The following is a 21,445-nucleotide window of genomic DNA, read 5'->3' on the forward strand; positions in this document are numbered from 1 at the left end:
TTTGTGGGAAAGCCTCAGCCGTGGTCGGTGCCGTTGGGCTGCCAGGCGCCCGTGACGAGGTAGGTGACCTTCTGCGCCACGGAAACGCCGTGGTCGGCGAAGCGCTCGAAGTAGCGGCTGGCCAGGGCCACATCCACCGTGGTTGCCGGCGATTCGGCCCACTCCGGAGCCGCGATGGCCTTGAACACGCTCAAGTGCAGGTCGTTGATGGCGGAGTTGGCCTTCAGGATGTCCCGGGCCACTTCCAGGTCGCGGGTTTCGAGCAGCTTGGTGAGGCTGTCCGCGATGTTCTGGTCCAGTTCCGCCATCCGGCTGAAGGTTTCCGTCATGGCTGCCGGGATCACTGTGGACGGGAACCGCAGACGCGCCAGCTGGGCGATGTGCCGGGCCAGGTCACCCATGCGTTCGAGCGAGGCGCTCATCCGCAGGGAACCCACGATCATCCGGAGGTCGCTGGCCACGGGACCCTGGAGGGCCAGGATGTCGATGGCGCGTTCGTCGAGGCTGTTCTGCAGGAAGTCAATGCGTGCGTCAGCAGCAATAACATCCTGGGCGAGGTCCACGTCGGCCACCTCGAAAGACGTGGTGGCCTTGTCCATCGCCTCGCTGACCAGCCTGGAGATCTCCACAAGCTGGTCACCTACCTGGGTGAGCTCTTCCTGAAAAACCTTACGCACAGGGCGTCCTTTCCTTGGAACTCCCGCCCGCCCGCGTACGGGCAGGAGGAATTATGTCGCCGTTCGGCACTCCAACCCGTTACTCTGCCAGTGGCCGGTGAACGGTTGAGCCCCTGCAGGTGAACGTTAGTTGAACCGTCGGCGCAGGCCGCCCGGACGCGCCGTGGGGGTCCCGGCCAGAGCATAAGGTGGAGCTGTGGATCCTATGCTCATCGGTATGCTGGCCGGCCTGATCGGACTGGCGCTTGGCACCTTTGGCGTGCTCGCGTACCGGGTCAGCGAACGGCAGCGCAAAATCCTGGACGTCGACGCCGGCGAAATCGCACTCCCGGCCGGTGCCGCCGAGGTGCTGGCCGTCGTCGGCCGTGCCTTCGTGGTGGTGGACGCCGTGGACGGGGTGGTGCGCGCCAGTCCCGCCGCCTACGCTTACGGGCTGGTCCGCGGCCACACTGTGGTGCACAAGGAACTCCTGGACATGACAGCCGGGGTCCGCCGCGACGGCGTGATCCTGGAAAAGCAGCTGGAGCTGCCCCGCGGCCCGCTGGGCCAGGGCACCATCATCGTCCAGATCCGGGCGGCCATGCTCGGCGAGGAATTCATCCTCCTGCTCGCGGATGACCGGACCGAGATCACCCGCACCGAGGAAATCCGCAACGACTTCGTGGCGAACGTGTCCCACGAACTCAAAACCCCCGTCGGCGCCATCTCGCTGCTGGCCGAGGCCCTGGAATCCTCCGCGGATGACGAGCTGGCCGTCCGCCGGTTCGCCAAGCGCATGCACAAGGAATCCGGCCGGCTCGCGGCCCTGGTGCAGGACATCATCGAGCTTTCCCGGCTGCAGGGCGCCAGCGTCACCCAGCAGGGCGGACCGGTGGACGTCAACGCCGTCATCACCGAAGCCGTGGACCGCTCGCAGCTTCCTGCCGAAAGCAAAAACATCAGCATCGTGGTGGGCGGCCGGACCGAAGGCAGGGTCTTCGGCGACCAGGACCTCCTGGTGACCGCGCTGCGCAACCTGATCGACAACGCCATCCGCTACTCGCCACCCAACACCCGTGTGGGGATCGGGGTCCGCTCGAAGGAAGGCCTGGTCGCCATCTCAGTGACCGACCAGGGCGAGGGCCTGAGCCCCGAGGACCAGGAGCGCGTGTTTGAGCGTTTCTACCGCGTGGACGCCGCGCGTTCCCGGCACACCGGCGGCACGGGCCTGGGCCTGAGCATCGTCAAGCATGTCGCTGCCAACCACGGCGGGGAAATCACCCTGTGGTCCCAGCCCGGCCAGGGTTCCACCTTTACCCTCCGGCTGCCGGAAATGGAAGGCCAGGACGACGACGCGGCGGAGCCCGCCAGTGCGCCGGCCACCGCCCGCAAACCTACTCTCACCCATGTACCCCGCGCCACCGGCGCCACAGAACGAGGAGCTAGCGCTTGAGCAGGATTTTGATTGTGGAGGACGAGGAATCGTTCAGCGATCCGCTGTCCTATTTGCTGGGCAAGGAAGGATTCGAGGTGGAGGTTGTGGACAACGGCCTGGACGCCATCACCGAGTTCGACCGCAACGGGGCGGACCTGGTGCTCCTGGACCTGCAGCTGCCGGGCCTCTCCGGCACCGAGGTGTGCCGCCAGCTGCGCCAGCGTTCCAGCGTCCCGGTGATCATGCTGACCGCCAAGGACTCCGAAATCGACAAAGTGGTGGGCCTGGAACTCGGTGCTGACGACTACGTCACCAAACCCTACTCGTCCCGCGAACTCGTGGCCAGGGTCCGGGCCGTGCTGCGGCGCCAGGGGGAGCCGGAAGAGCTCATCTCCGCCACGGTCCAGGCCGGTCCCGTGCGAATGGACATCGAACGGCACGTGGTCAGCGTGGACGGCGGCCAGGTCCTGTTGCCGCTCAAGGAATTCGAGCTGCTGGAAATGCTGCTCCGCAACTCGGGCCGGGTACTGACCCGGGGCCAGTTGATCGACCGCGTCTGGGGCTCGGACTATGTGGGCGACACCAAAACCCTCGACGTACACGTCAAGCGGCTCCGCAGCAAAATCGAGCCTGACCCCTCGGCGCCGCGGTACCTGGTGACCGTCCGCGGGCTGGGTTACAAGTTCGAACCGTAAACCGCGCCGCGGCGCGGCAACACAAAAGGGAGGGGCCAGCTGGCCCCTCCCTTTTGTGTTGCGCTGCGGTGGCCGCCTTAGTGGGCAGCTTCTTCGGAGGCGGACGGCGTGGGCGACGCGGTGTCCGTGGGTTCGGCGGTGGTGCCTGCCGGGACGTAGTCCTTGTACTCGGCGATGGAGCTGTCCAGCACCGGAACCTTGACGGTTTCGTTGACGTTGGTGCCGCTCTCACTGATTTTCAGGTCCACCAGTGACCCGGGAATGCCGCCGGTGGTGCTGAGGATGGCCTCGTCGGTGCTGTTGTTCAGCAGCGTGTACGAGTTGGCCTTGACGGGGACCTCGGTCTGCGAGCCTTCGGAGCCGTTGACGGTCAGCGTCACATCCTGCGAGGAGGAGTTGTAGACGGCGCCCAGCACTCGGCCCGGCTGATCCTCGCCAGCGGAAACGACCAGGAAGTTCCGCAGCTGCAGCGGGCCCAGGTCGGCGACGATGCCGTCCGAGGCAGCGTACTGCTCCTTGGTCTGCTGCGGCGTGATGTATCCGCAGCCCGATACCGTCAGCAGGCCCGCGCACAGGGCGGCAGCCGTCAGTGCCATTTTGCCGCGCCCGGCCCGGTTCATCGCAGTGAAACGCACGTCAGTACTCCTCGAGAGTCTTGAAACATTATTCAGCCCTTAGCCTATCCGCAAAGGGGCTCAAACGCGGATTCGAAGACCTGCGCAACACCCTTGGCAGCCCCGGCCAGATGCACTATTATCCGCTTTCGTCAAGGGGTCCCGACGGGCTGATTGGGCCCATTTTCCGCGTATTTCTGCGGTTGCGGGGCCGTTCCGCGGCCGGTCATATGCCTTAATCGTGATAAACTGGGTGCCGGGAAAGGGGAAATGTCCACATGGTATTTGAGGTTGGCGAGACAGTAGTTTACCCTCACCACGGTGCTGCGAAAATTGAAGAAATCAAGATGCGCACCATCAAGGGCGAAGAGAAAATGTATCTCAAGCTCAAGGTGGCCCAGGGTGATCTGACCATTGAAGTTCCAGCAGAAAACGTAGACCTTGTTGGGGTCCGGGACGTGGTGGGCAAGGAAGGCCTGGAGCATGTCTTCGACGTCCTCCGTGCCGAGTTCACCGAGGAACCCACCAACTGGTCGCGCAGGTACAAGGCAAACCTCGAGAAGCTTGCCTCCGGTGACGTCATCAAAGTGGCAGAGGTCGTCCGCGACCTGTGGCGCCGCGATCACGACCGGGGCCTTTCCGCAGGCGAGAAGCGCATGCTGGCCAAAGCCCGGCAGATTCTGATCTCAGAACTGGCGCTGGCAGAAAAGACCGACGAAGAGAAGGCAGCAAGCGTTCTCGACGAGGTCCTGGCTTCCTAAGAATCGAACCCCGGTGGCACCTGGAGTGCCGCCGGGCTTCTTTTTGCCCAAAAACAGGGCCGGCTGGGGGCTTGGCCGGGCAAGGCTTCCTGGACGTAGGCTGGTCCGCATGAGGAATTCATCCACCCGCCCGGTCACCGCGGTGATCCTGGTGGCAGCAGGATCAGGGCAACGGCTCGGCTACGGCATGCCCAAGGCGGCAGTGCCCCTGGGCGGCGACACCATCCTGATCCATGCCTTGCGGGGCATTGTTGCCGCCGGCGTCGGCGTGCAGATCTGCGTGGCCCTGCCGGCCGGCGACGACGGGCTCCGCGCCCAGTGCGATGCGTTCCGGGACGAACTGGCCGACGGCGGACCCCTCCTGACAGTGGTGGACGGCGGCGCTACCCGCGCCGGCTCGGTCCGGGCCGGCCTCGCTGCCCTGATGGAAGGCGTGGAGGCGGTCCTGGTGCACGATGCCGCCCGCGCCCTCACCCCCGAAGCCGTTTTCCACCGCGTGGCCGACGCGCTGGACGCGGGGGCGGAAGCGGTGATTCCCGCCGTCGCCGTGGTGGATACCGTTAAGACCGTGGTGGCCACGGACGGCGGGGACGCCGCCATCGCCCCCGAACTCGTGACCGGGACGGCGCCCCGCGAGGAACTCCGCGCCGTCCAGACCCCGCAGGGCTTCCGGCTGGCAACCCTGTTGGAGGCGCATGCCGCGGCAGCGGCGCTCGACCCGGCATCGGCGGCTGCCGTGACGGACGACGCCATGCTGGTGGAAATGCTGGGGACTCCCGTTTACGCGGTCCGGGGTTCCACCCAGTCCCTGAAGATCACCACACCGCTGGACCTGATCCTCGCCGAAGGCCTCCTGGAAGGCCCGCTCGGCGCCCGTTGGGTGGAGGGATGACCGTGGACCAGCCCGCAATGATCATTCCCCGGACCGGCATCGGCATCGACGTCCACGCTTACGACCCTGGCGAACCTGCCCGTCCCCTCTGGCTCGGCGGACTCCTGTGGCCGGGCGAACGCGGCCTCGCGGGCCATTCGGACGGCGACCCCGTGGCCCACGCCGCGGCGGATGCGCTGTTCTCCGCCGCCGGCATCGGCGACCTGGGCACACACTTCGGGACGGACCGGCCCGAATTCGCCGGCGCCTCCGGTGTGACCCTCCTCGCAGAAGCGGCGCGGATCGTCCGCGCCGCCGGTTTTGAGATCGGTAACGTCGCCGTCCAGTTCGTGGCGAACAGGCCAAAGTTCGGCCCGCGCCGCGAGGAAGCCCAGACCGTCCTCAGCGATGCAGCGGGGGCGCCCGTCAGCGTCACGGCCACCACCAGCGACGGGCTGGGATTCCCCGGCCGCGGCGAAGGCATCTCCGCCATGGCCACCGCCCTGGTCTATCCCCGGGCAGCCGGCCCCATCGGCTAATCTGGACCGGTGACCCTGCGCTTCTATGACACTGCCTCCGCCGAAGTCCGCGACTTCGTTCCCCTCGTCGCGGGCACGGCCAGCCTCTACTACTGCGGGGCCACGGTGCAGGGGATGCCGCACGTGGGGCACATCCGCTCCGCCATCGCCTTCGACCAGCTGACACGCTGGCTCGCCCATCGCGGACACCGGGTCACGGTGGTCCGTAACGTCACGGACATCGACGACAAGATCCTGGCTAAGTCCGCCCAGTCCTTCAGCCCGGAGTTCAGCGGCGGCCCCGGTGAAATTGTGGCCGAAGAGTGGTGGGCGCTGGCGTACCGCTACGAGCAGGAATTCCTGAAGGCCTACGACGCCCTGGGCGTCGGCCGGCCCACCTATGAACCGCGGGCCACCGGGCACATCCCGGAAATGCATGCCCTGATCCAGGACCTGATCGACCGCGGCCACGCGTACCCTGCTGTGGACGACTCCGGGGACGTGTACTTCGACGTCCGGTCCTGGGCCCGGTACGGGTCCCTGACCCGCCAAAACATCGATGACATGCAGGCCGCGCCGGACGCCGACCCCCGCGGCAAAAAGGACCCCCGCGACTTCGCCCTCTGGAAGGGCGCCAAGGCAGGCGAACCCGCGTCCGCCGGCTGGGCATCCCCCTGGGGGACCGGCCGGCCGGGCTGGCACCTGGAATGCTCCGCCATGGTCACTAAATACCTGGGCACCGAGTTTGACATCCACGGCGGCGGGCTGGACCTCCGCTTCCCGCACCATGAGAACGAAATGGCCCAGTCGCAGGCGGCGGGCCACGGCTTCGCCAACTTCTGGATGCACAACGGCATGGTCACCTACCAGGGCGAAAAAATGTCCAAGTCCATCGGAAACACCGTCAGCCCGGCGGAGATGCTGGAACTGGCCCCCGCCCGCGTGGTCCGCTATTACCTGGGCCAGGCCCATTACCGGTCCATCCTGGACTACCGGCCCACGTCGCTGCAGGAGGCCGCCGCTGCCGTCGAACGCATTGAAGGCTTTATGGGCCGGGCGGTCCAGGCCCTGGCCGACGGCGGGACCTACAGTTTCGCCACCTACGGAACCGTTCCCGAAGCCTTCGGCAACGCCATGGACGATGACCTGAACGTGCCGGCGGCACTGGCGGTGCTCCACGAGACGGTCCGGCTGGGCAACACAGCGCTCACCGAAGGCCGGCTGGAGGAGGCCCGAGGAGCCCTGCACCAGGTCCACGACATGCTCCGGGTCCTGGGCCTGAACGATGTTGCTTCCGGCCCGGCGGGGGATGGGCGCGAAACCGGCGCCCTCGCCGTCCTGGTCCAGGCCCAGCTCGCCGCCCGGACCAAAGCACGGGCAGACAAGGACTGGGCAGCCTCGGACGCCATCCGGGACACCCTTGCCGCGGCGGGAGTGGTGGTGGCGGACGGCCCGGACGGCGCCACCTGGAGCCTGAAACGCGGCTGAGCCCTCGGATCCGCCCCGATTGAGCCGATTTTTCTGCTGTCCGTAGACTGGTAGGCAGACTCAGTCAACACAATCAAGGGTGGAACACAATGGCCAACAACGGTCGCCGGTCTATTAAGGCAAAGAAGGGCCCAACCATCGGAACCGGTGGACATGGCCGCAAGGCTCTCGAAGGCAAGGGTCCCACCCCCAAAGCCGAGGACCGCCCGTACCACAAGGCCCACAAGTCCAAGCAGCTGTCCGAGCGTTCCGCCGCCAAGCGCGGCACGGGTGCCCGCAGCGCCGGCGCCAGCAGGACCGGACCCAAGGGCCGCGCCACCGAAGAAGTGGTGACCGGCCGCAACTCCGTGGTGGAGGCATTGCGTGCCGGCATCCCCGCGAAGGCGCTGCACATCGCGATCCGCATCGAAATGGATGACCGGGTCAAGGAATCCCTGAAGCTCGCCGCCGAACGCGGCATCCCGCTGCTGGAAACCGGCAAGCCCGAGCTGGACCGGATGACCGACGACGCCGTGCACCAGGGCCTGGTCCTGCAGATCCCGCCGTACGAGTACCAGGACGCCTACGACCTCGCCGAGGAAACCGTGGACAAGTGGAAGAAGGGGCACGTTGCCAACGCGCCGCTCTTTGTTGCCTTGGACGGCATCACCGATCCCCGCAACCTGGGTGCCATCATCCGCTCTGTTTCCGCCTTCAGCGGTCACGGCGTCATTGTCCCGGAGCGCCGCTCCGTGGGCGTCACTGCCTCGGCCTGGAAGACCAGCGCCGGCGCAGCCGTGCGGGTCCCGGTGGCCCGTGCCGCCAACCTGAACAGCGCGCTCAAGCAGTTCAAAGGCATGGGCATTTTTGTGCTGGGCCTCGACGGCGACGGCGACGTGTCGCTGCCGGACCTCACCCTCGCCACCGAACCCGTGTGCATCGTGGTGGGCTCCGAGGGCAAGGGCCTCAGCCGCCTGGTCCGCGAGAACTGCGACCAGATCGTCTCCATCCCGATCGATTCGGCCATGGAATCCCTGAACGCCTCCATGGCCGTGGGCATTTCCCTGTACGAAGTCTCGCGCCAGCGCGCCACGAAGTAGCGGACGCCCGTTCCGTAGCTGTTACCCGGCCGTCATATCGGCGGCCGGTCAGTCTTATGTGCCGCTGGCGGCTAAAATTTTAGGTGATGGTCATGCCGCTCTTCGACACCGCTTCCACCACGGACACCTCCACGGCGGTGCCGCTGGGTGTCAGCGTGCCGCGTCCGGAAACCAGCGGCGCCGGGCACCACGGGACGGCCCGGGCCAACGTTGCCTGCTACGCTCCGGGCGTCCCCAGCCTGGAAATCGTCTACATCGCCCCGGGCGGGGACTGGCGGGTGCAGGCGCTGCCCAACGTCACCCACGGCGTCCACCACGGCATCGTGGCGGACCTGCCTGTTGGATCCCGGTACGGTTTCCGGCCGGCGTCGCCCGAGCAGTCCCTGCCGCTCGCGGTGCCCACCAGGGATGTGGATGACGCCGGCGGCCAGCCGCTGCTGCTTGATCCCTACGGCCGCGCCATTGACCAGCGCGACGGGTTCCTCACCAGCGTCCGGATGGCATCGGCCTTCGACTGGGGCTCCGACGCCCGCCTGGGCCTGCAGTGGCGCAACACCATCATCTACGAGGCCCACGTCCGCGGGCAGAGCATGCTCCACCCCGACGTGCCGGAGGAACTGCGCGGGACGTACGCCGGCATGGCCCACCCTGCCGTGATAGCGCACCTCCAGGGACTGGGCATCACGTCGGTGCAGCTGCTGCCGGTGCACTTCCATCTGGACGAACCGCACCTGCAGGACCTTGCCTTGACCAATTACTGGGGCTACAACACTGCAGCGTTCTTCGCGCCCCACCCCGGCTACGCCACGCGGGCCGCGCAGGACGCCGGGCCCCAAGCCGTCCAGGACGAGTTCAAGGGCATGGTGAAGCTCCTGCACGCGGCCGGCCTGGAAGTCATCCTGGACGTCGTCTACAACCACACGGCCGAAGGCGGCCCGGACGGGCAGACCCTCAGCTTCCGTGGCCTCGGTGAAGACAGGTATTACCGCACCGACGGGAACGGCCGGTACCTGGACACCACGGGCTGCGGCAACAGCCTGAACTTCGGTGAACCCCGCGTGGTCCAGATGGTCCTGGATTCCCTGCGCTACTGGGTGGACGAGTTCCACATTGACGGGTTCCGGTTCGACCTGGCCGTGACGCTGTGCCGCAATGCCGCCAACGAATTCGACCCGCGGCACCCGTTCCTGGTGGCCATCGCCGCCGATCCTGTCCTGTCGGACGTGAAGCTCATCGCCGAACCCTGGGACGTGGGCTACGGCGGCTGGCAGACCGGTCGGTTCCCTGCCGGCTGGGTGGACTGGAACGACCACTTCCGGGACTCCGTCCGGTCCTTCTGGCTCGCGGACCGCGCCGCCATCGACGCCGGCGGCCAGGGCGGTTCCGTGGCCCGGCTCGCCGATGCCCTCTCCGGCTCGGCAGCACTGTTTGAAGGCTCGGGCAGGTCCCGGCTCGCCTCGGTCAACCTGGTCACCGCCCACGATGGGTTCACCCTCCACGACCTGGTGTCCTTCGACCGGAAACACAACGAAGCCAACGGTGAGCAGAACCGCGACGGCCACGGCGACAACCGCAGCTACAACCACGGTGTGGAGGGCCCCACCGAAAACGGGGCCATCCTGGCCAAACGGGCCCAGTCCCGCCGGAACCTGATGGCCTCGCTGCTGGTCTCCCTCGGCGTGCCCATGATCACCGCCGGCGACGAACTGGCCCGCACCCAGCAGGGCAACAACAACGCCTACTGCCAGGACAATGCCATCGCCTGGCTGGACTGGACCCGCACGCCGGAGTCGGAGGAGATGCTGCGCAGCACCACGCGGTACATCCGGCTGCGCAAGGAATTTTTGGCCGCCCAACGGCACGACTTCCCCGTCCGGGATGAACAGTCCTACCTTTACTGGTTCGACCAGAGCGGCCAGCCCATGAGCATGGACGCCTGGAACAATCCGCAGCACCGCGTGGTCCAGCTCCTGCTGGGCTCCGACGACGGCACCCTGGCCGGGCTGGTGGTGGTCAACGGCAGCACCTCGGACGTCCAGATCACCCTGCCGGCGATCGCCGGCAGCGCTGCCCCCCGAATGTTCGAACTCCGGGTCACCACCTCGCCCCTGCACGAACTGCGCAAGGGCGGCAGGGTGGCGTCCGGCGAAAAGGACCTGGTGGAGGCAAACTCCATCAGCATCTACCGCACCTAGGCTTCGGCCCAACCCTGTCGGAAGGCAGCACAGCACCCCCATGAAGATTTACTCAGGCGACACCTGGACCCTTGCCGAACTGCAGGAGCAGGTGTCCGATCAGGGCCGCCGCAGCCTCCTGGTTCCGGCCGCCGACAGCAAACGGGCGGTCCTGGAGACCTTCGGGGAGGTCCTCAGCTTCCCGGCCGAATCCGACGCGGACCTTGACGCGCTCAACGACTCCCTGCACGACTTCGCGGACAGCATCGCTGACAACGGCAACCCGCCCGTGACGGTCCTGTGGCAGGTGGCGGGACCGTTCCGCAGTGACCGTTCCTTCGGAATTATCTGCGAGGTCCTCCAGGACGCCGAGCGTTACGCGGGAGCTGACCTTTCGGTGACGGCAGTCCTGCTCTGAGCTGAGCGCGCCGATACGCAAAAAGCCGGGTCCGGCAGCCTTTTCATCCCTGCCGGACCCGGCTTTTTGTCCTGTCAGGCGTTGACGATCAGCCCGAGCTCAGCCTTGGATGCCAGCGCGTCGTGGCGGGGGAGGACCCGGACCGTGTAGCCGAAGGAGCCGGACCTGTCGATCACCAGGGAACCGCTGAACAGGTGGCGGCCGCCACCCAGGTCCTCCTGCGCCTTCAGTTCCATCAGCGTGATGTCCGTGAGGCTGTCGCTTTCCTCGGCCCGGCCGTAGGCCACTTCAACGCAGACATCCTCCGGGGTGAGGGCCTGCAGCGCCACGTACGCGTTGACCTGGAGTGTGTCGCCGATCTGCGGATCCTCCGAGACGTTCACGGAGTCCACGTGCTCCACACTCACGTGCGGCCAAGCCGCACGCACCCCCGCGGTCCAGGCTGCCAGGGTGCGGGCCTGGGAGAAGGAATTCGCGACGGCGGTCCGGCCGGCTTCCGCCGCCGGGCGGTACAGGATGTTGACGTAGTCGCGGAGCATCCGCTCGGCGGACACAGCGGGGCCCAGGTGCGACAGGGTGTGCTTGATCATCGACACCCAGTGCGTTGGCACCTTCTCAGCGGCCGACGTCGACGGTCCTGCCGCGCCCGCAGCCTCGGAAACGGTGTTGCCGTAGAACCTCGGCGCCACCTGCGTTTCGAGCAGTTCGTACAGCGCGGCCGCCTCGATATCGTCGCGTTCCTCCGGTGAGGCCCCATTGTTGGCGGTGGGAATCGCCCAGCCGTTTTCGCCGTCGTACATTTCATCCCACCAGCCGTCCAGGACGGACAGGTTCAGCGAACCGTTCAGTGCCGCCTTCATGCCTGACGTGCCGCAGGCCTCCAGCGGGCGGAGCGGGTTGTTGAGCCACACGTCGCAGCCCGGGAACAACGTCCGGGCCATGGCGATGTCGTAGTTGGGCAGGAACGCGATCCGGTGCCGGACCTCGGGATCATCGGTGAACCGGACCAGGTCCTGGATCATCTTTTTGCCGGCGTCGTCCGCCGGGTGCGACTTGCCCGCAATGACCAGCTGGATGGGATGGTCCTTGTGCAGGAGCAGTGCCTTCAGGCGGTCGGGTTCACGGAGCATCAGCGTGAGCCGCTTGTAGGTGGGCACGCGGCGGGCGAACCCGATGGTCAGCACATCCGGGTCGAGGACCTTCTCGGTCCAGCCCAGCTCCGCGTCGGCGGCGCCGCGCTTCTTCCACGCGGCCCGGAGCCGGCGGCGGACATCATCCACCAGCGCCGAGCGCATTTCCCGGCGCAGCGCCCACACATCGGCGTCGCTGACGTTGTAGGCGAGGTCCCAGCGGCCGTTGGCCTCCGCTTCGCTGCCGAACTGGTCGCGGGCCAGCTTGGAGATCCGGCTGTCCACCCACGTGGGCACGTGCACGCCGTTGGTCACGGACGTGATGGGCACCTCGGAGTGGTCAAAGCCCGGCCAGAGGGCCGAGAACATACCGCGGGACACCTCGCCGTGGAGCTTGGCCACGCCGTTGGCCCGCTGCGCCAGCCGCAGGCCCATCACGGCCATGTTGAACACTGACGGGTTCCCATCGGCGTAATTCTCCCGGCCCAGTTCCAGGATCCGGTCAACAGGAACCTCGGGGGCCAGCCCCGCCTGGAAGAAGTGGTTGATCTGGGCGATCTCGAACCGGTCGATGCCGGCGGGAACCGGTGTGTGCGTGGTGAACACCGTGGAGGCCCGGCCAGCGGCGAGTGCCTCGTCGAAGGTCAGCGCCTGCTCACCGGCCATCAGCTCCTGGATGCGTTCGATGCCCAGGAACCCGGCATGGCCTTCGTTGGTGTGGAAGACCTCCGGTGCAGGGGTCCCGGTCAGCTGCTGGAAGGCGCGCAGCGCCTTCACCCCGCCCATGCCCAGCAGCAGTTCCTGCTGCAGCCGGTGGTCCCCGCCGCCGCCGTACAGGCGGTCGGTGATGCCGCGGGCGGCGTCGTCGTTGCCCGGCACGTTGGAGTCCAGGAGCAGCAGGGGAACGCGGCCGACGTCGGCCCGCCAGATGTGTGCCAGCAGCCGGCGGCCGTTGGGCAGAGGCAGCGACACCTGCAGGGGCCGGCCGTTGCCGTCCGCCGAGGGTTCCCGGAGCAGCGTCAGCGGCAGCCCGTCCGGGTCCAGCACGGGGTACGTCTCCTGTTGCCACGCATCACGTGACAGGGACTGCTTGAAATAGCCGGCCTGGTAGAGCAGGCCGACGCCGATCAGCGGTACGCCGAGGTCCGAGGCGGCCTTCAGGTGGTCCCCGGCCAGGATGCCCAGGCCGCCCGAGTACTGCGGCAGGACCTCGGTAATGCCGAACTCCGGCGAGAAGTAGGCGATCGCCGCGGGCGCTTCCGGCCCGAGGCCCTGGTACCAGCGGGGCTCGTCCAGGTACCGGTCAAGATCCGCCGCGGCGGCACTGATCCGGTCCACTACCGACTGGTCGGCTGCGAGTTGTTGGAACTCCTCCCGGCTGACCAGGCCGAGGAAGCTAACAGGGTCCTGCCCGCTTTCCGCCCAGATCCTGGGGTTCAGGGCGGCGAAAAGTTCCCTGGTGGGGCGGTGCCAGGACCAGCGCAGATTGCTGGCCAGCCGCGACAGCGAACGGATGGGCTCGGGGAGGACTGTACGGACCGTAAACCTGCGGATTGCCTTCACCTGCGTCACACTAACGGACAACTTCCGCGGCTGGAACAAGCACAGGGTTTCTTTTGGGTAAATGACAGGAATGACGTGCGCCACGGCGCAAAAGGTGCGCAGGCTTAGCAAATTCCGGCTTTTCTCGCTAACGTCGAGCCTGTGACGACTAACCCAGGAAACACAGCCGCATCCACGACGAAACCAACGGGCAGCATCACTGAGGGCCTGCGCTTCGGACGTTTTCCGATCACCGCCGTACAGCCGGTCATCGAAGACGGGGCGTTCCCGGCCAAGGCCGTGCCGGGAGAAGGAATCGTGGTGGGCGCCACCTCATTCCGCGAAGGCCACGACCAGCTGGGCGTCAGCGCCGTCCTGCACGACGCCGCAGGCGCCGAGCGCCAGCGCGTCCGCCTGGCCCCGCCCCGCGGGGAACGCGGCATGGGTACCGACCGCTGGGAAGGCATCCTCACGCCGTCGGAACCCGGCAACTGGACGTTCAGTATTGAAGCCTGGCATGACCGCTACGGCACGTGGCACCACAACGCGGAGGTGAAGATCGCCGCCGGCGTGGACGTTGAGCTGATGCTTGCCGAAGGTGCGGCGCTGCTGGGCGAAGCCGCGAACGACGAGTCCCGCGACGGAAACGACAGGCACGTCCTGGGCCGGGCCGCGCAGGCCCTGGCCGACACCGGTCGCAGCACCGAGGAACGTTTGGGCGCCGGATTCGCCGCCGACGTCACGGACGTTGTGGCCCGCCAGCCCATCCGCGAACTTGTCACTGTTTCGCGCCGCTACCCGCTGCTCGTGGAGCGCGAACGTGCCGGCCGCGGGGCCTGGTACGAGTTCTTCCCCCGTTCCGAAGGCGCCGTTAAGGACCACACCACCGGCGCCTGGACCTCGGGAAACTTCCGCACGGCCGCGAAGCGCCTCGACGCCGTGGCGGCCATGGGCTTCGACGTCCTGTACATGCCGCCCATCCACCCGATCGGCGTACAGCACCGCAAGGGCCCCAACAACACCCTCATTGCCGGCCCCAACGACCCCGGCTCGCCTTGGGCCATCGGCGCGGCTGAAGGCGGCCACGACGCCATCCACCCCGACCTGGGCACCTTTGAGGACTTTGACGCCTTTGTGGCGCGGGCCACCGAACTGGGCCTGGATGTAGCCCTGGACCTGGCGTTGCAGGCCGCCCCTGACCACCCCTGGGTGGCGTCGAACCCGGAGTGGTTCACCACCCGCGTGGACGGCAGCATTGCCTACGCGGAAAACCCGCCGAAAAAATACCAGGACATTTACCCGCTGAATTTCGATAATGATCCGGAAGGACTTTCCCGCGAAATTCTCCGGATTGTCCTCCTGTGGGTCAGCCATGGCGTAAAGATCTTCCGGGTCGATAATCCGCATACCAAACCCGTGTGGTTCTGGGAATGGCTGATCGCCGAAGTGGACAAGAACGTGGACGGCGTGGTGTTCCTCGCCGAGGCCTTCACCCGCCCCGCCATGATGCACGCGCTGGGCCGGGCCGGGTTCCAGCAGTCCTACACCTACTTCACGTGGCGAAACACCAAGGCGGAGATCGAGAAGTACTTTGCAGAGGTCAGCCACGAATCCGCGGCTTTCTTCCGGCCCAACTTCTTTGTGAACACCCCGGACATCCTCACCGAATACCTGCAGTTCGGCGGCCCGGCAGCGTTCAAGATCCGCGCGGTCCTCGCCGCCACGGCCAGCCCGCTGTGGGGTGTGTACGCCGGCTACGAACTCTACGAGCACGTTGCCCGGCCCGGTGCCGAGGAATACATCGACAACGAAAAGTTTGAGTACAAGGCCCGCGACTGGGAGGGTGCTGCCGCGTCCGGCCGCACCCTGGCGCCGTTCATCACCCGGCTCAACCACCTCCGGCACAACCACCCGGCGCTGCAGGACCTGCAGAACCTGACGGTCCACCACACCACTGACGACGCCACGGTGGCCTACTCCAAGCACAAGACCCTGCCGGACGGAACGAAGGACACCATCATCGTGGTGGCCAACGTGGACCCGCACGGCGCCCGCGAGTGCACGGTGGTGCTGGACCTGGCCGCCCTGGAACTGGACCAGCAGGACCTGACCCCCGGCGGCGGTTTCTACGTCGATGACCTGCTCACCGGTGAAAGCTGGGAATGGGGCGAGTACAACTACGTCCGCCGCGACCCGCACCTTGAACCCGCCCACATCCTGAGCGTGAGGAGAATGCATCAGTGAATTTCAATCCGCAGGGTGCCAGCCAGCATTTCACCCCCAAAAGCAGCTTTGAGCTGAACGCTCCGGGCCTGCAGCACGACCCGCTGTGGTACCGGAAGGCCGTGTTTTACGAAGTGCTCGTCCGGGCCTTCGCGGATGCCAACGGCGATGGGTCCGGTGACTTCTCCGGCCTCATCGACAGGCTCGACTACCTCCAGTGGCTGGGGGTGGACTGCCTCTGGCTGCCGCCGTTCTTCCAGTCGCCGCTGCGTGATGGTGGCTACGACATTTCGGACTACAACTCCGTCCTGGACGAGTTCGGCACCATCAGCGACTTCAAGCGCCTGGTCGCCGAGGCCCATGCCAGGGGCGTGCGGGTCATCATCGACCTGCCCCTGAACCACACCTCGGACCAGCACCCCTGGTTCCAGGAATCCCGCAAGGACCCTGACGGTCCGTTCGGCGACTTCTACGTGTGGAGCGATACGGACAAAAAGTACGAGGACGCCCGCATCATCTTCGTGGACACTGAGGAATCGAACTGGACGTTTGATCCGATCCGCCGGCAGTTCTTCTGGCACCGTTTCTTCGGCCACCAGCCGGACCTGAACTTCGAAAACCCCAAGGTCATCGAAGCCCTGTTCGACGTGGTGCGCTTCTGGCTGGACCAGGGCATCGACGGCTTCCGGGCCGACGCCATTCCGTACCTCTTCGAAGAGGAGGGGACCAACTGCGAAAACCTGCCTGCCACGCACGACTTCCTCCGGAAACTGCGCACCATGGTGGATGAAAGCTACCCGGGCCGGGTGATCATCGCCGAGGCGAACCAGCCGCCCAACGAGGTGGTGGAGTACTTCGGAACCGAGGAGGAACCGGAATGCCACATGGCCTTCCACTTCCCCATCATGCCGCGGCTGTACTACGCGCTGCGCGACCAGAAGGCCGCGCCCATCATCGAAACCATGCAGGACACCCCGGAAATCCCCGAGGGGGCCCAATGGGGTACGTTCCTGCGCAACCACGATGAGCTGACCCTGGAGATGGTGACCCCGGACGAGCGCGCCGCCATGCTGGGCTGGTACGCCCCGGATCCCCGGATGCGGGCCAACATCGGCATCCGCCGCCGGCTGGCCCCGCTGCTGGACAACTCCCGCGCCGAGATTGAACTGATCAACGCGCTGCTGCTGTCCCTGCCGGGCAGCCCGTTCCTGTACTACGGGGACGAGATCGGCATGGGCGACAACATCTGGCTGGACGACCGCGACGCCGTGCGCACGCCCATGCAGTGGAACCCCGACCGCAACGCGGGATTCTCCAGTGCCGACCCCGGCAAGCTGTACCTGCCGCCCATCCAGTCGCTGGTGTACAACTACGCCATGGCCAACGTGGAAGCGGAATCCGCCCACTCGGGTTCGCTGCTGCGCTGGACCCGGCAGATCCTCAGCGTCCGGCGCAACCACCCGGCCTTCGGACTCGGCGGCTTCAAGCACGTCGAGGCCGATCACGACGCCGTCCTGTCGTACCTGCGTGAACTCCCGGAGGGGAATTCGGCGGGGGCCGACAGCGAGACGATCCTGTGTGCCTTCAATCTTTCCCAGCACCCGGTGGCAGCCAAGCTGCGGATCCCGCAGTACGCGGGGCGGGGCCTGCGGGACGTTTTCGGCGGCCAGCCGTTCCCAGGCATCAGCGAGGACGGGACGCTGACGCTCACGCTGGGCAGCCACGATTTCTTCTGGCTGCGGATCCGCTCGGCGTCGTCAAATCCGGCCTCGCCGTATACGCAGGCCTTGCCGATCCTCTCGATCGAGAACTGATATGAGCCAGCCCATCCTCACCCCCGCCCTGACTGCCCTGCTTCGGGAATGGCTTCCGAGGCAGCGCTGGTTCCCCGTGAAAACCGACGACTTCGAGATGTCCCAGGCGGGCAGCCTTGGCCTGGCCGACCCCGCGGGGCACGCCGGGCTCGCCGTCTTCATCCTGAACGTCACCACCAGGACGGCCGACGGCGGTCCCCGGACCTCAGTGGTCCAGGTTCCGTTGAGTTTCCGGCCCGCCCCCGCGGCCGGGATGGAGCGGGCCCTCGTGGGTCAGGCTGCCGGGACCGATCCGTCCCGGACCTGGGTCTACGACGCCGTCCATGACCCCGACTTCGTGGCCGCCTGGCTGGAACTCATCCGGCACCAGGGCACCGCGCCCACCGGGACGGCCACCGGCTTCAAGGTGGCCGGCGACTACCGCCTGCCCACCGCCCGGGGCGTGGTCAAGGTCCTCTCCGGTGAGCAGTCCAACAGTTCGGTCATTGTGGACGACGGCGAATCGGCAGCGATCGTCAAATTCTTCCGGGTACTCTCCGACGGCACCAACCCCGAGGTGGAAGTGGGTTCCGCCCTGACGGCCGGCGGCACCACCGAGGTGCCGGCCACGTTGGGCTGGGTCCGCGGGGAGTGGCTCGCCCAGGGCCCGGTCAACGGTGCCGGCGCCGGGCAGTCCGGCAGAAGCACCCGGACAGTGCAGGGCGAACTGGCAGTGGCCCACGAATTCCTGGCAGGCGGCCGCGACGCGTGGAGGCTGGCAGTTGACGCCGCCCGGTCCGGTACCGACTTCACCGCGGAAGCCCACGCGCTTGGCGCGGCCACGGCCACCGTCCACCGCCGGCTCGCGGCAGCGCTGGGTACCTCTGCCGAACCCTCGTCCGGGACCGTGATCGGACCCGCTGTTGCACAGCGCGTCCGCGAGGCCTGGGCGGAAGCCGGTCCCGCCGTCGGGCCCTACAACGACGCCCTCGACGACCTGCTGGCAGGGCTCGACGGCGTCGCCGCGGGTCCGCTGCAGCGGATCCACGGCGACCTCCACCTTGGCCAGATCCTGCAGGTGCCCGGCAGCGCCGGCGCCTCACGGTGGGCCATCCTGGACTTCGAGGGTGAGCCCCTGCGGCCCATCGCCGAACGGAATGTCCCGGACGTTCCGCTACGGGACGTGGTGGGGATGCTCCGGTCCTTCGACTACGCCGCGGGCGCCGCGCTGCGCGAACAGGACGGGGCGCAGGTTCCCGATTCCTGGGTGGATGACTGCGCGGACGCGTTCCTGGCCGGCTACGCCGGCGTCAGGGCCGGCACCGTGGACCGGGAATCGCCGCTCTTTGTGGCATTGTGGCTGGACAAGGCGCTTTATGAAGTGGTTTACGAAATGCGCAACAGACCCGACTGGCTGGCGATCCCCGTGAACGCTTCCAGACGGCTCCTGGGCAGTAATGGCGCCGGCATCCTCGCCGGGGCAGCATCGGAAGGCAATGAAATGACAGGCTCAGCACAGACCGACCGCCCCGGGGCGCCGCTGCCGGTGGACGCCGACACGCTGGGCAGGATCGCGAACGGCGAACACCACGCCCCGCACTCCGTCCTCGGCGCGCACCTTGACGACTACGGCCACGTGACAGTCCGTACCGTCAAGCATCTGGCGGAAGCCGTCTCCGTGGTGACGTCCGCCGGGTCAGTACCCATGGAGCACGAGGCGCACGGCGTTTGGGTGGCGGTCCTGGAACCGCTGCAGCAGGGCCATGTGCCCGACTACCGGCTTTCCGTGACCTACCCCGGAGCCGACGCCGTCACGGTCGACGAGCCGTACCGCTACCTTCCCACCGTGGGCGAAGTGGACCTGCACCTGATCGGCGAAGGCCGGCACGAAAAACTCTGGGAGGTGCTCGGGGCGCACGTCCAGCACTACAAGTCATCGCTGGGTGACGTGGACGGCGTGTCCTTCGCCGTGTGGGCCCCCAACGCCCAGGCCGTGCGGATCAAGGGTGACTTCAACGGCTGGGACGGGCGCGAGAACTCGCTCCGGTCCCTGGGCTCCTCGGGGGTCTGGGAAATCTTCGTTCCCGGCGTTGTAGCAGGGGCGTGCTATAAATTCGAGATCCGGACCAAAGCCGGCTACTGGGTGGAAAAAGCCGATCCGCTGGCCTTCGGGACCGAGGTACCGCCGCTGACCGCTTCACGTGTCGTGGAGCCGTCCTACGCCTTCAAGGACGCCGAATGGATGGCGGCCCGCGCCGAGCGTGACCCGCACAACTCAGCCATGAGCGTCTACGAGGTCCACCTCGGCTCCTGGCGTCTGGGCCTGGGCTACAAGGAACTGGCCACCGAACTGGTGGACTACGTCAAGTGGCTCGGGTTTACGCACGTCGAGTTCATGCCCGTGGCCGAACACCCGTTCGGTGGCTCCTGGGGCTACCAGGTCACCTCCTACTTCGCGCCGACATCCCGCTTCGGGCACCCCGACGAGTTCCGCTTCCTCGTGGATGCGCTGCACCAGGCGGGAATCGGCGTGCTGCTGGACTGGGTGCCGGCCCACTTCCCCAAGGATGCCTGGGCGCTGGCCAAGTTTGACGGCGAACCGCTCTACGAGCACGCCGACCCGAACCTGGGCGAGCACCCTGACTGGGGCACCCTGATCTTCGACTTCGGCCGCTCCGAGGTCCGGAACTTCCTGGTGGCGAACGCCTTGTACTGGCTGGAGGAGTTCCACATCGATGGGCTGCGGGTGGATGCGGTCGCCTCGATGCTGTACCTGGACTACTCCCGCGAGGAAGGACAGTGGCAGCCCAACCGGTTCGGCGGGCGCGAGAACCTGGAGGCCATGTCCTTCCTGCAGGAAGTGAACGCCACTGTCTACAAAACGCACCCCGGTGCCGTGATGATCGCCGAGGAATCCACGGCGTTCCCCGGCGTCACCGCGCCCACCAGCCACGGCGGGCTGGGCTTCGGCCTGAAATGGAACATGGGCTGGATGCACGATTCCCTGTCCTACGCCGCCGAGGAACCGATCAACCGCAAGTGGCACCACGGGACCGTCACGTTCTCGCTGGTGTACGCGTTCACCGAGAACTTCCTGCTGCCCATCAGCCACGACGAGGTTGTGCATGGCAAGGGTTCGATGCTGCGGAAGATGCCGGGTGACCGTTGGCAGCAGCTGGCCAACCTGCGCGCCTTCTTCGCCTACCAGTGGGCACACCCGGGCAAGCAGCTCATCTTTATGGGCACGGAGTTCGGCCAGGAAGCCGAGTGGTCCGAGCAGCACGGCCTGGACTGGTGGCTTGCCGATATCCCGGCCCACAAGGGACTGCAGCTGCTGACCAAGGACCTCAACGAGCTCTACGCTGCCACCCCGGCACTGTACGAACGGGACAACGAACCCGGCGGGTTCCAGTGGATCAACGGGGGAGACGCGGACCGCAACGTCCTGTCCTTCATCCGGTGGGACACGAACGGCAACGCAGTGGTTTGCGCCATCAACTTCTCCGGGGCTCCCCATGTGGGCTACACCCTGGGGGTTCCCGTTGCCGGGGCGTGGAACGAGGTGCTCAATACCGACCATGCCACCTATGGCGGATCGGGCGTGCTGAACGATGGCCCGCTGGTTGCCACCGATGAAGGCCAGGACGGGCAGCCGGCAACGCTGACCGTCACGTTGCCGCCGCTGGGTGCCGCGTACTTCACCGTGGGTGCTCCGGCCGCAGGCTGACATCTCTGCAACCGGCACCGCTTTTCTGCGGAACGCCTCGAAGGCCCGGGATCCCCGTGATTCCGGGCCTTTTGGGTCCAACCGGGGGAGCGTTGGATGACCGTAACCGGGCCGGGTGGTCTTCCCGGCCAAGTGGTGGTACAGTTTATTTCCGCGCTGCTCCACGGAGTCAGACCGAAAACCCCGGCCGTTATGCTTTACAGCTATGATGGCCGCGGATCCCGGTTTGACAGACTGGAATGCAGCCGGTAAGTTTGGAAAGTTGCTCCGGAGCGATCTGCGACCTGTGGTTGTGGTGGTGTCGGGTGTGTCTGTTGTTTG

Annotated in this window: 15 protein-coding genes; 12 read left to right on the forward strand and 3 right to left on the reverse strand. The window is 66.8% G+C overall.

All coding sequences use genetic code 11. The features are described 5' to 3' along the window. Nucleotides 1-14 precede the first annotated feature (14 nt). Nucleotides 15-677, reverse strand: coding sequence for a phosphate signaling complex protein PhoU (gene phoU / locus ASF72_RS14985; protein WP_050687517.1), 663 nt, complete (start codon nucleotides 675-677; stop codon nucleotides 15-17). Nucleotides 678-882: 205 nt separating this feature from the next. Between phoU and ASF72_RS14990 the strand changes: the two genes are divergently transcribed. Both ASF72_RS14990 and ASF72_RS14995 read left to right on the forward strand, forming a co-directional pair. Next, nucleotides 883-2,109, forward strand: coding sequence for a sensor histidine kinase (locus ASF72_RS14990; protein WP_050687519.1), 1,227 nt, complete (start codon nucleotides 883-885; stop codon nucleotides 2,107-2,109). Further along, nucleotides 2,106-2,786, forward strand: a complete 681-nt coding sequence (locus tag ASF72_RS14995) for a response regulator transcription factor (RefSeq protein WP_050687521.1) — start codon at nucleotides 2,106-2,108, stop codon at nucleotides 2,784-2,786. The genes ASF72_RS14990 and ASF72_RS14995 overlap by 4 nt, the downstream gene beginning before the upstream one ends. Nucleotides 2,787-2,863: 77 nt before the next feature. Here ASF72_RS14995 and ASF72_RS15000 read toward each other — a convergent pair whose 3' ends face one another. Continuing rightward, nucleotides 2,864-3,421 (reverse strand): hypothetical protein, encoded by a 558-nt coding sequence (locus tag ASF72_RS15000; RefSeq protein WP_432245616.1) that lies wholly within the window; start codon nucleotides 3,419-3,421, stop codon nucleotides 2,864-2,866. 257 nt (nucleotides 3,422-3,678) lie between these two features. On the opposite strand from ASF72_RS15000, the gene ASF72_RS15005 reads away from it, so the two are divergent. The 7 genes from ASF72_RS15005 to ASF72_RS15035 all read left to right on the forward strand — a co-directional run bounded on the left by ASF72_RS15005 (nucleotide 3,679) and on the right by ASF72_RS15035 (nucleotide 10,709). Beyond that, on the forward strand, nucleotides 3,679-4,161 hold the full coding sequence (locus ASF72_RS15005; RefSeq protein WP_011690592.1) for a CarD family transcriptional regulator: 483 nt from the start codon (nucleotides 3,679-3,681) through the stop codon (nucleotides 4,159-4,161). 109 nt (nucleotides 4,162-4,270) lie between these two features. Further along, nucleotides 4,271-5,053, forward strand: a complete 783-nt coding sequence (gene ispD, locus ASF72_RS15010) for a 2-C-methyl-D-erythritol 4-phosphate cytidylyltransferase (protein WP_050687525.1) — start codon at nucleotides 4,271-4,273, stop codon at nucleotides 5,051-5,053. A 17-nt stretch (nucleotides 5,054-5,070) separates the two neighbouring features. After that, entirely contained in the window at nucleotides 5,071-5,571 is a 501-nt protein-coding gene (gene ispF, locus ASF72_RS15015) for a 2-C-methyl-D-erythritol 2,4-cyclodiphosphate synthase (protein WP_432246010.1), read from the forward strand. A 9-nt stretch (nucleotides 5,572-5,580) separates the two neighbouring features. Continuing rightward, nucleotides 5,581-7,038 carry a cysteine--tRNA ligase gene (gene cysS / locus ASF72_RS15020; RefSeq protein WP_056600232.1) on the forward strand — a complete coding sequence of 486 codons (1,458 nt, stop codon included), beginning with the start codon at nucleotides 5,581-5,583 and terminating at the stop codon, nucleotides 7,036-7,038. Nucleotides 7,039-7,127: 89 nt separating this feature from the next. Beyond that, nucleotides 7,128-8,117 (forward strand): 23S rRNA (guanosine(2251)-2'-O)-methyltransferase RlmB, encoded by a 990-nt coding sequence (gene rlmB, locus ASF72_RS15025; RefSeq protein ID WP_050687530.1) that lies wholly within the window; start codon nucleotides 7,128-7,130, stop codon nucleotides 8,115-8,117. Between the two features lie 86 nt (nucleotides 8,118-8,203). Further along, complete coding sequence (glgX, locus tag ASF72_RS15030; RefSeq protein ID WP_056600236.1) at nucleotides 8,204-10,312, forward strand: glycogen debranching protein GlgX; 2,109 nt, start codon at nucleotides 8,204-8,206, stop codon at nucleotides 10,310-10,312. A 40-nt stretch (nucleotides 10,313-10,352) separates the two neighbouring features. Then, nucleotides 10,353-10,709: a barstar family protein gene (locus tag ASF72_RS15035; RefSeq protein WP_050687534.1), complete on the forward strand. Its 357-nt coding sequence runs from the start codon at nucleotides 10,353-10,355 to the stop codon at nucleotides 10,707-10,709. Nucleotides 10,710-10,783: 74 nt separating this feature from the next. Here ASF72_RS15035 and glgP read toward each other — a convergent pair whose 3' ends face one another. Next, a complete protein-coding gene (glgP, locus tag ASF72_RS15040) occupies nucleotides 10,784-13,402 on the reverse strand; it encodes an alpha-glucan family phosphorylase (RefSeq protein WP_200933665.1) in 2,619 nt (872 codons plus the stop codon). Between the two features lie 141 nt (nucleotides 13,403-13,543). On the opposite strand from glgP, the gene ASF72_RS15045 reads away from it, so the two are divergent. Genes ASF72_RS15045 through ASF72_RS15055 form a run of 3 tightly spaced genes read left to right on the forward strand, consistent with a single transcriptional unit; the run spans nucleotide 13,544 to nucleotide 21,124 of the window. Further along, entirely contained in the window at nucleotides 13,544-15,625 is a 2,082-nt protein-coding gene (locus tag ASF72_RS15045; RefSeq protein WP_056600238.1) for an alpha-1,4-glucan--maltose-1-phosphate maltosyltransferase, read from the forward strand. Further along, nucleotides 15,622-17,418 carry a maltose alpha-D-glucosyltransferase gene (gene treS / locus ASF72_RS15050; RefSeq protein ID WP_056600241.1) on the forward strand — a complete coding sequence of 599 codons (1,797 nt, stop codon included), beginning with the start codon at nucleotides 15,622-15,624 and terminating at the stop codon, nucleotides 17,416-17,418. Before ASF72_RS15045 ends, treS begins: the two co-directional genes overlap by 4 nt. A 1-nt stretch (nucleotide 17,419) precedes the next feature. Continuing rightward, complete coding sequence (locus ASF72_RS15055; protein WP_056600244.1) at nucleotides 17,420-21,124, forward strand: 1,4-alpha-glucan branching enzyme; 3,705 nt, start codon at nucleotides 17,420-17,422, stop codon at nucleotides 21,122-21,124. The last annotated feature ends 321 nt before the right edge of the window (nucleotides 21,125-21,445 follow it).

The sequence above is a fragment of the Arthrobacter sp. Leaf141 genome (assembly GCF_001424565.1).
Taxonomy (GTDB): Bacteria; Actinomycetota; Actinomycetes; order Actinomycetales; family Micrococcaceae; genus Arthrobacter.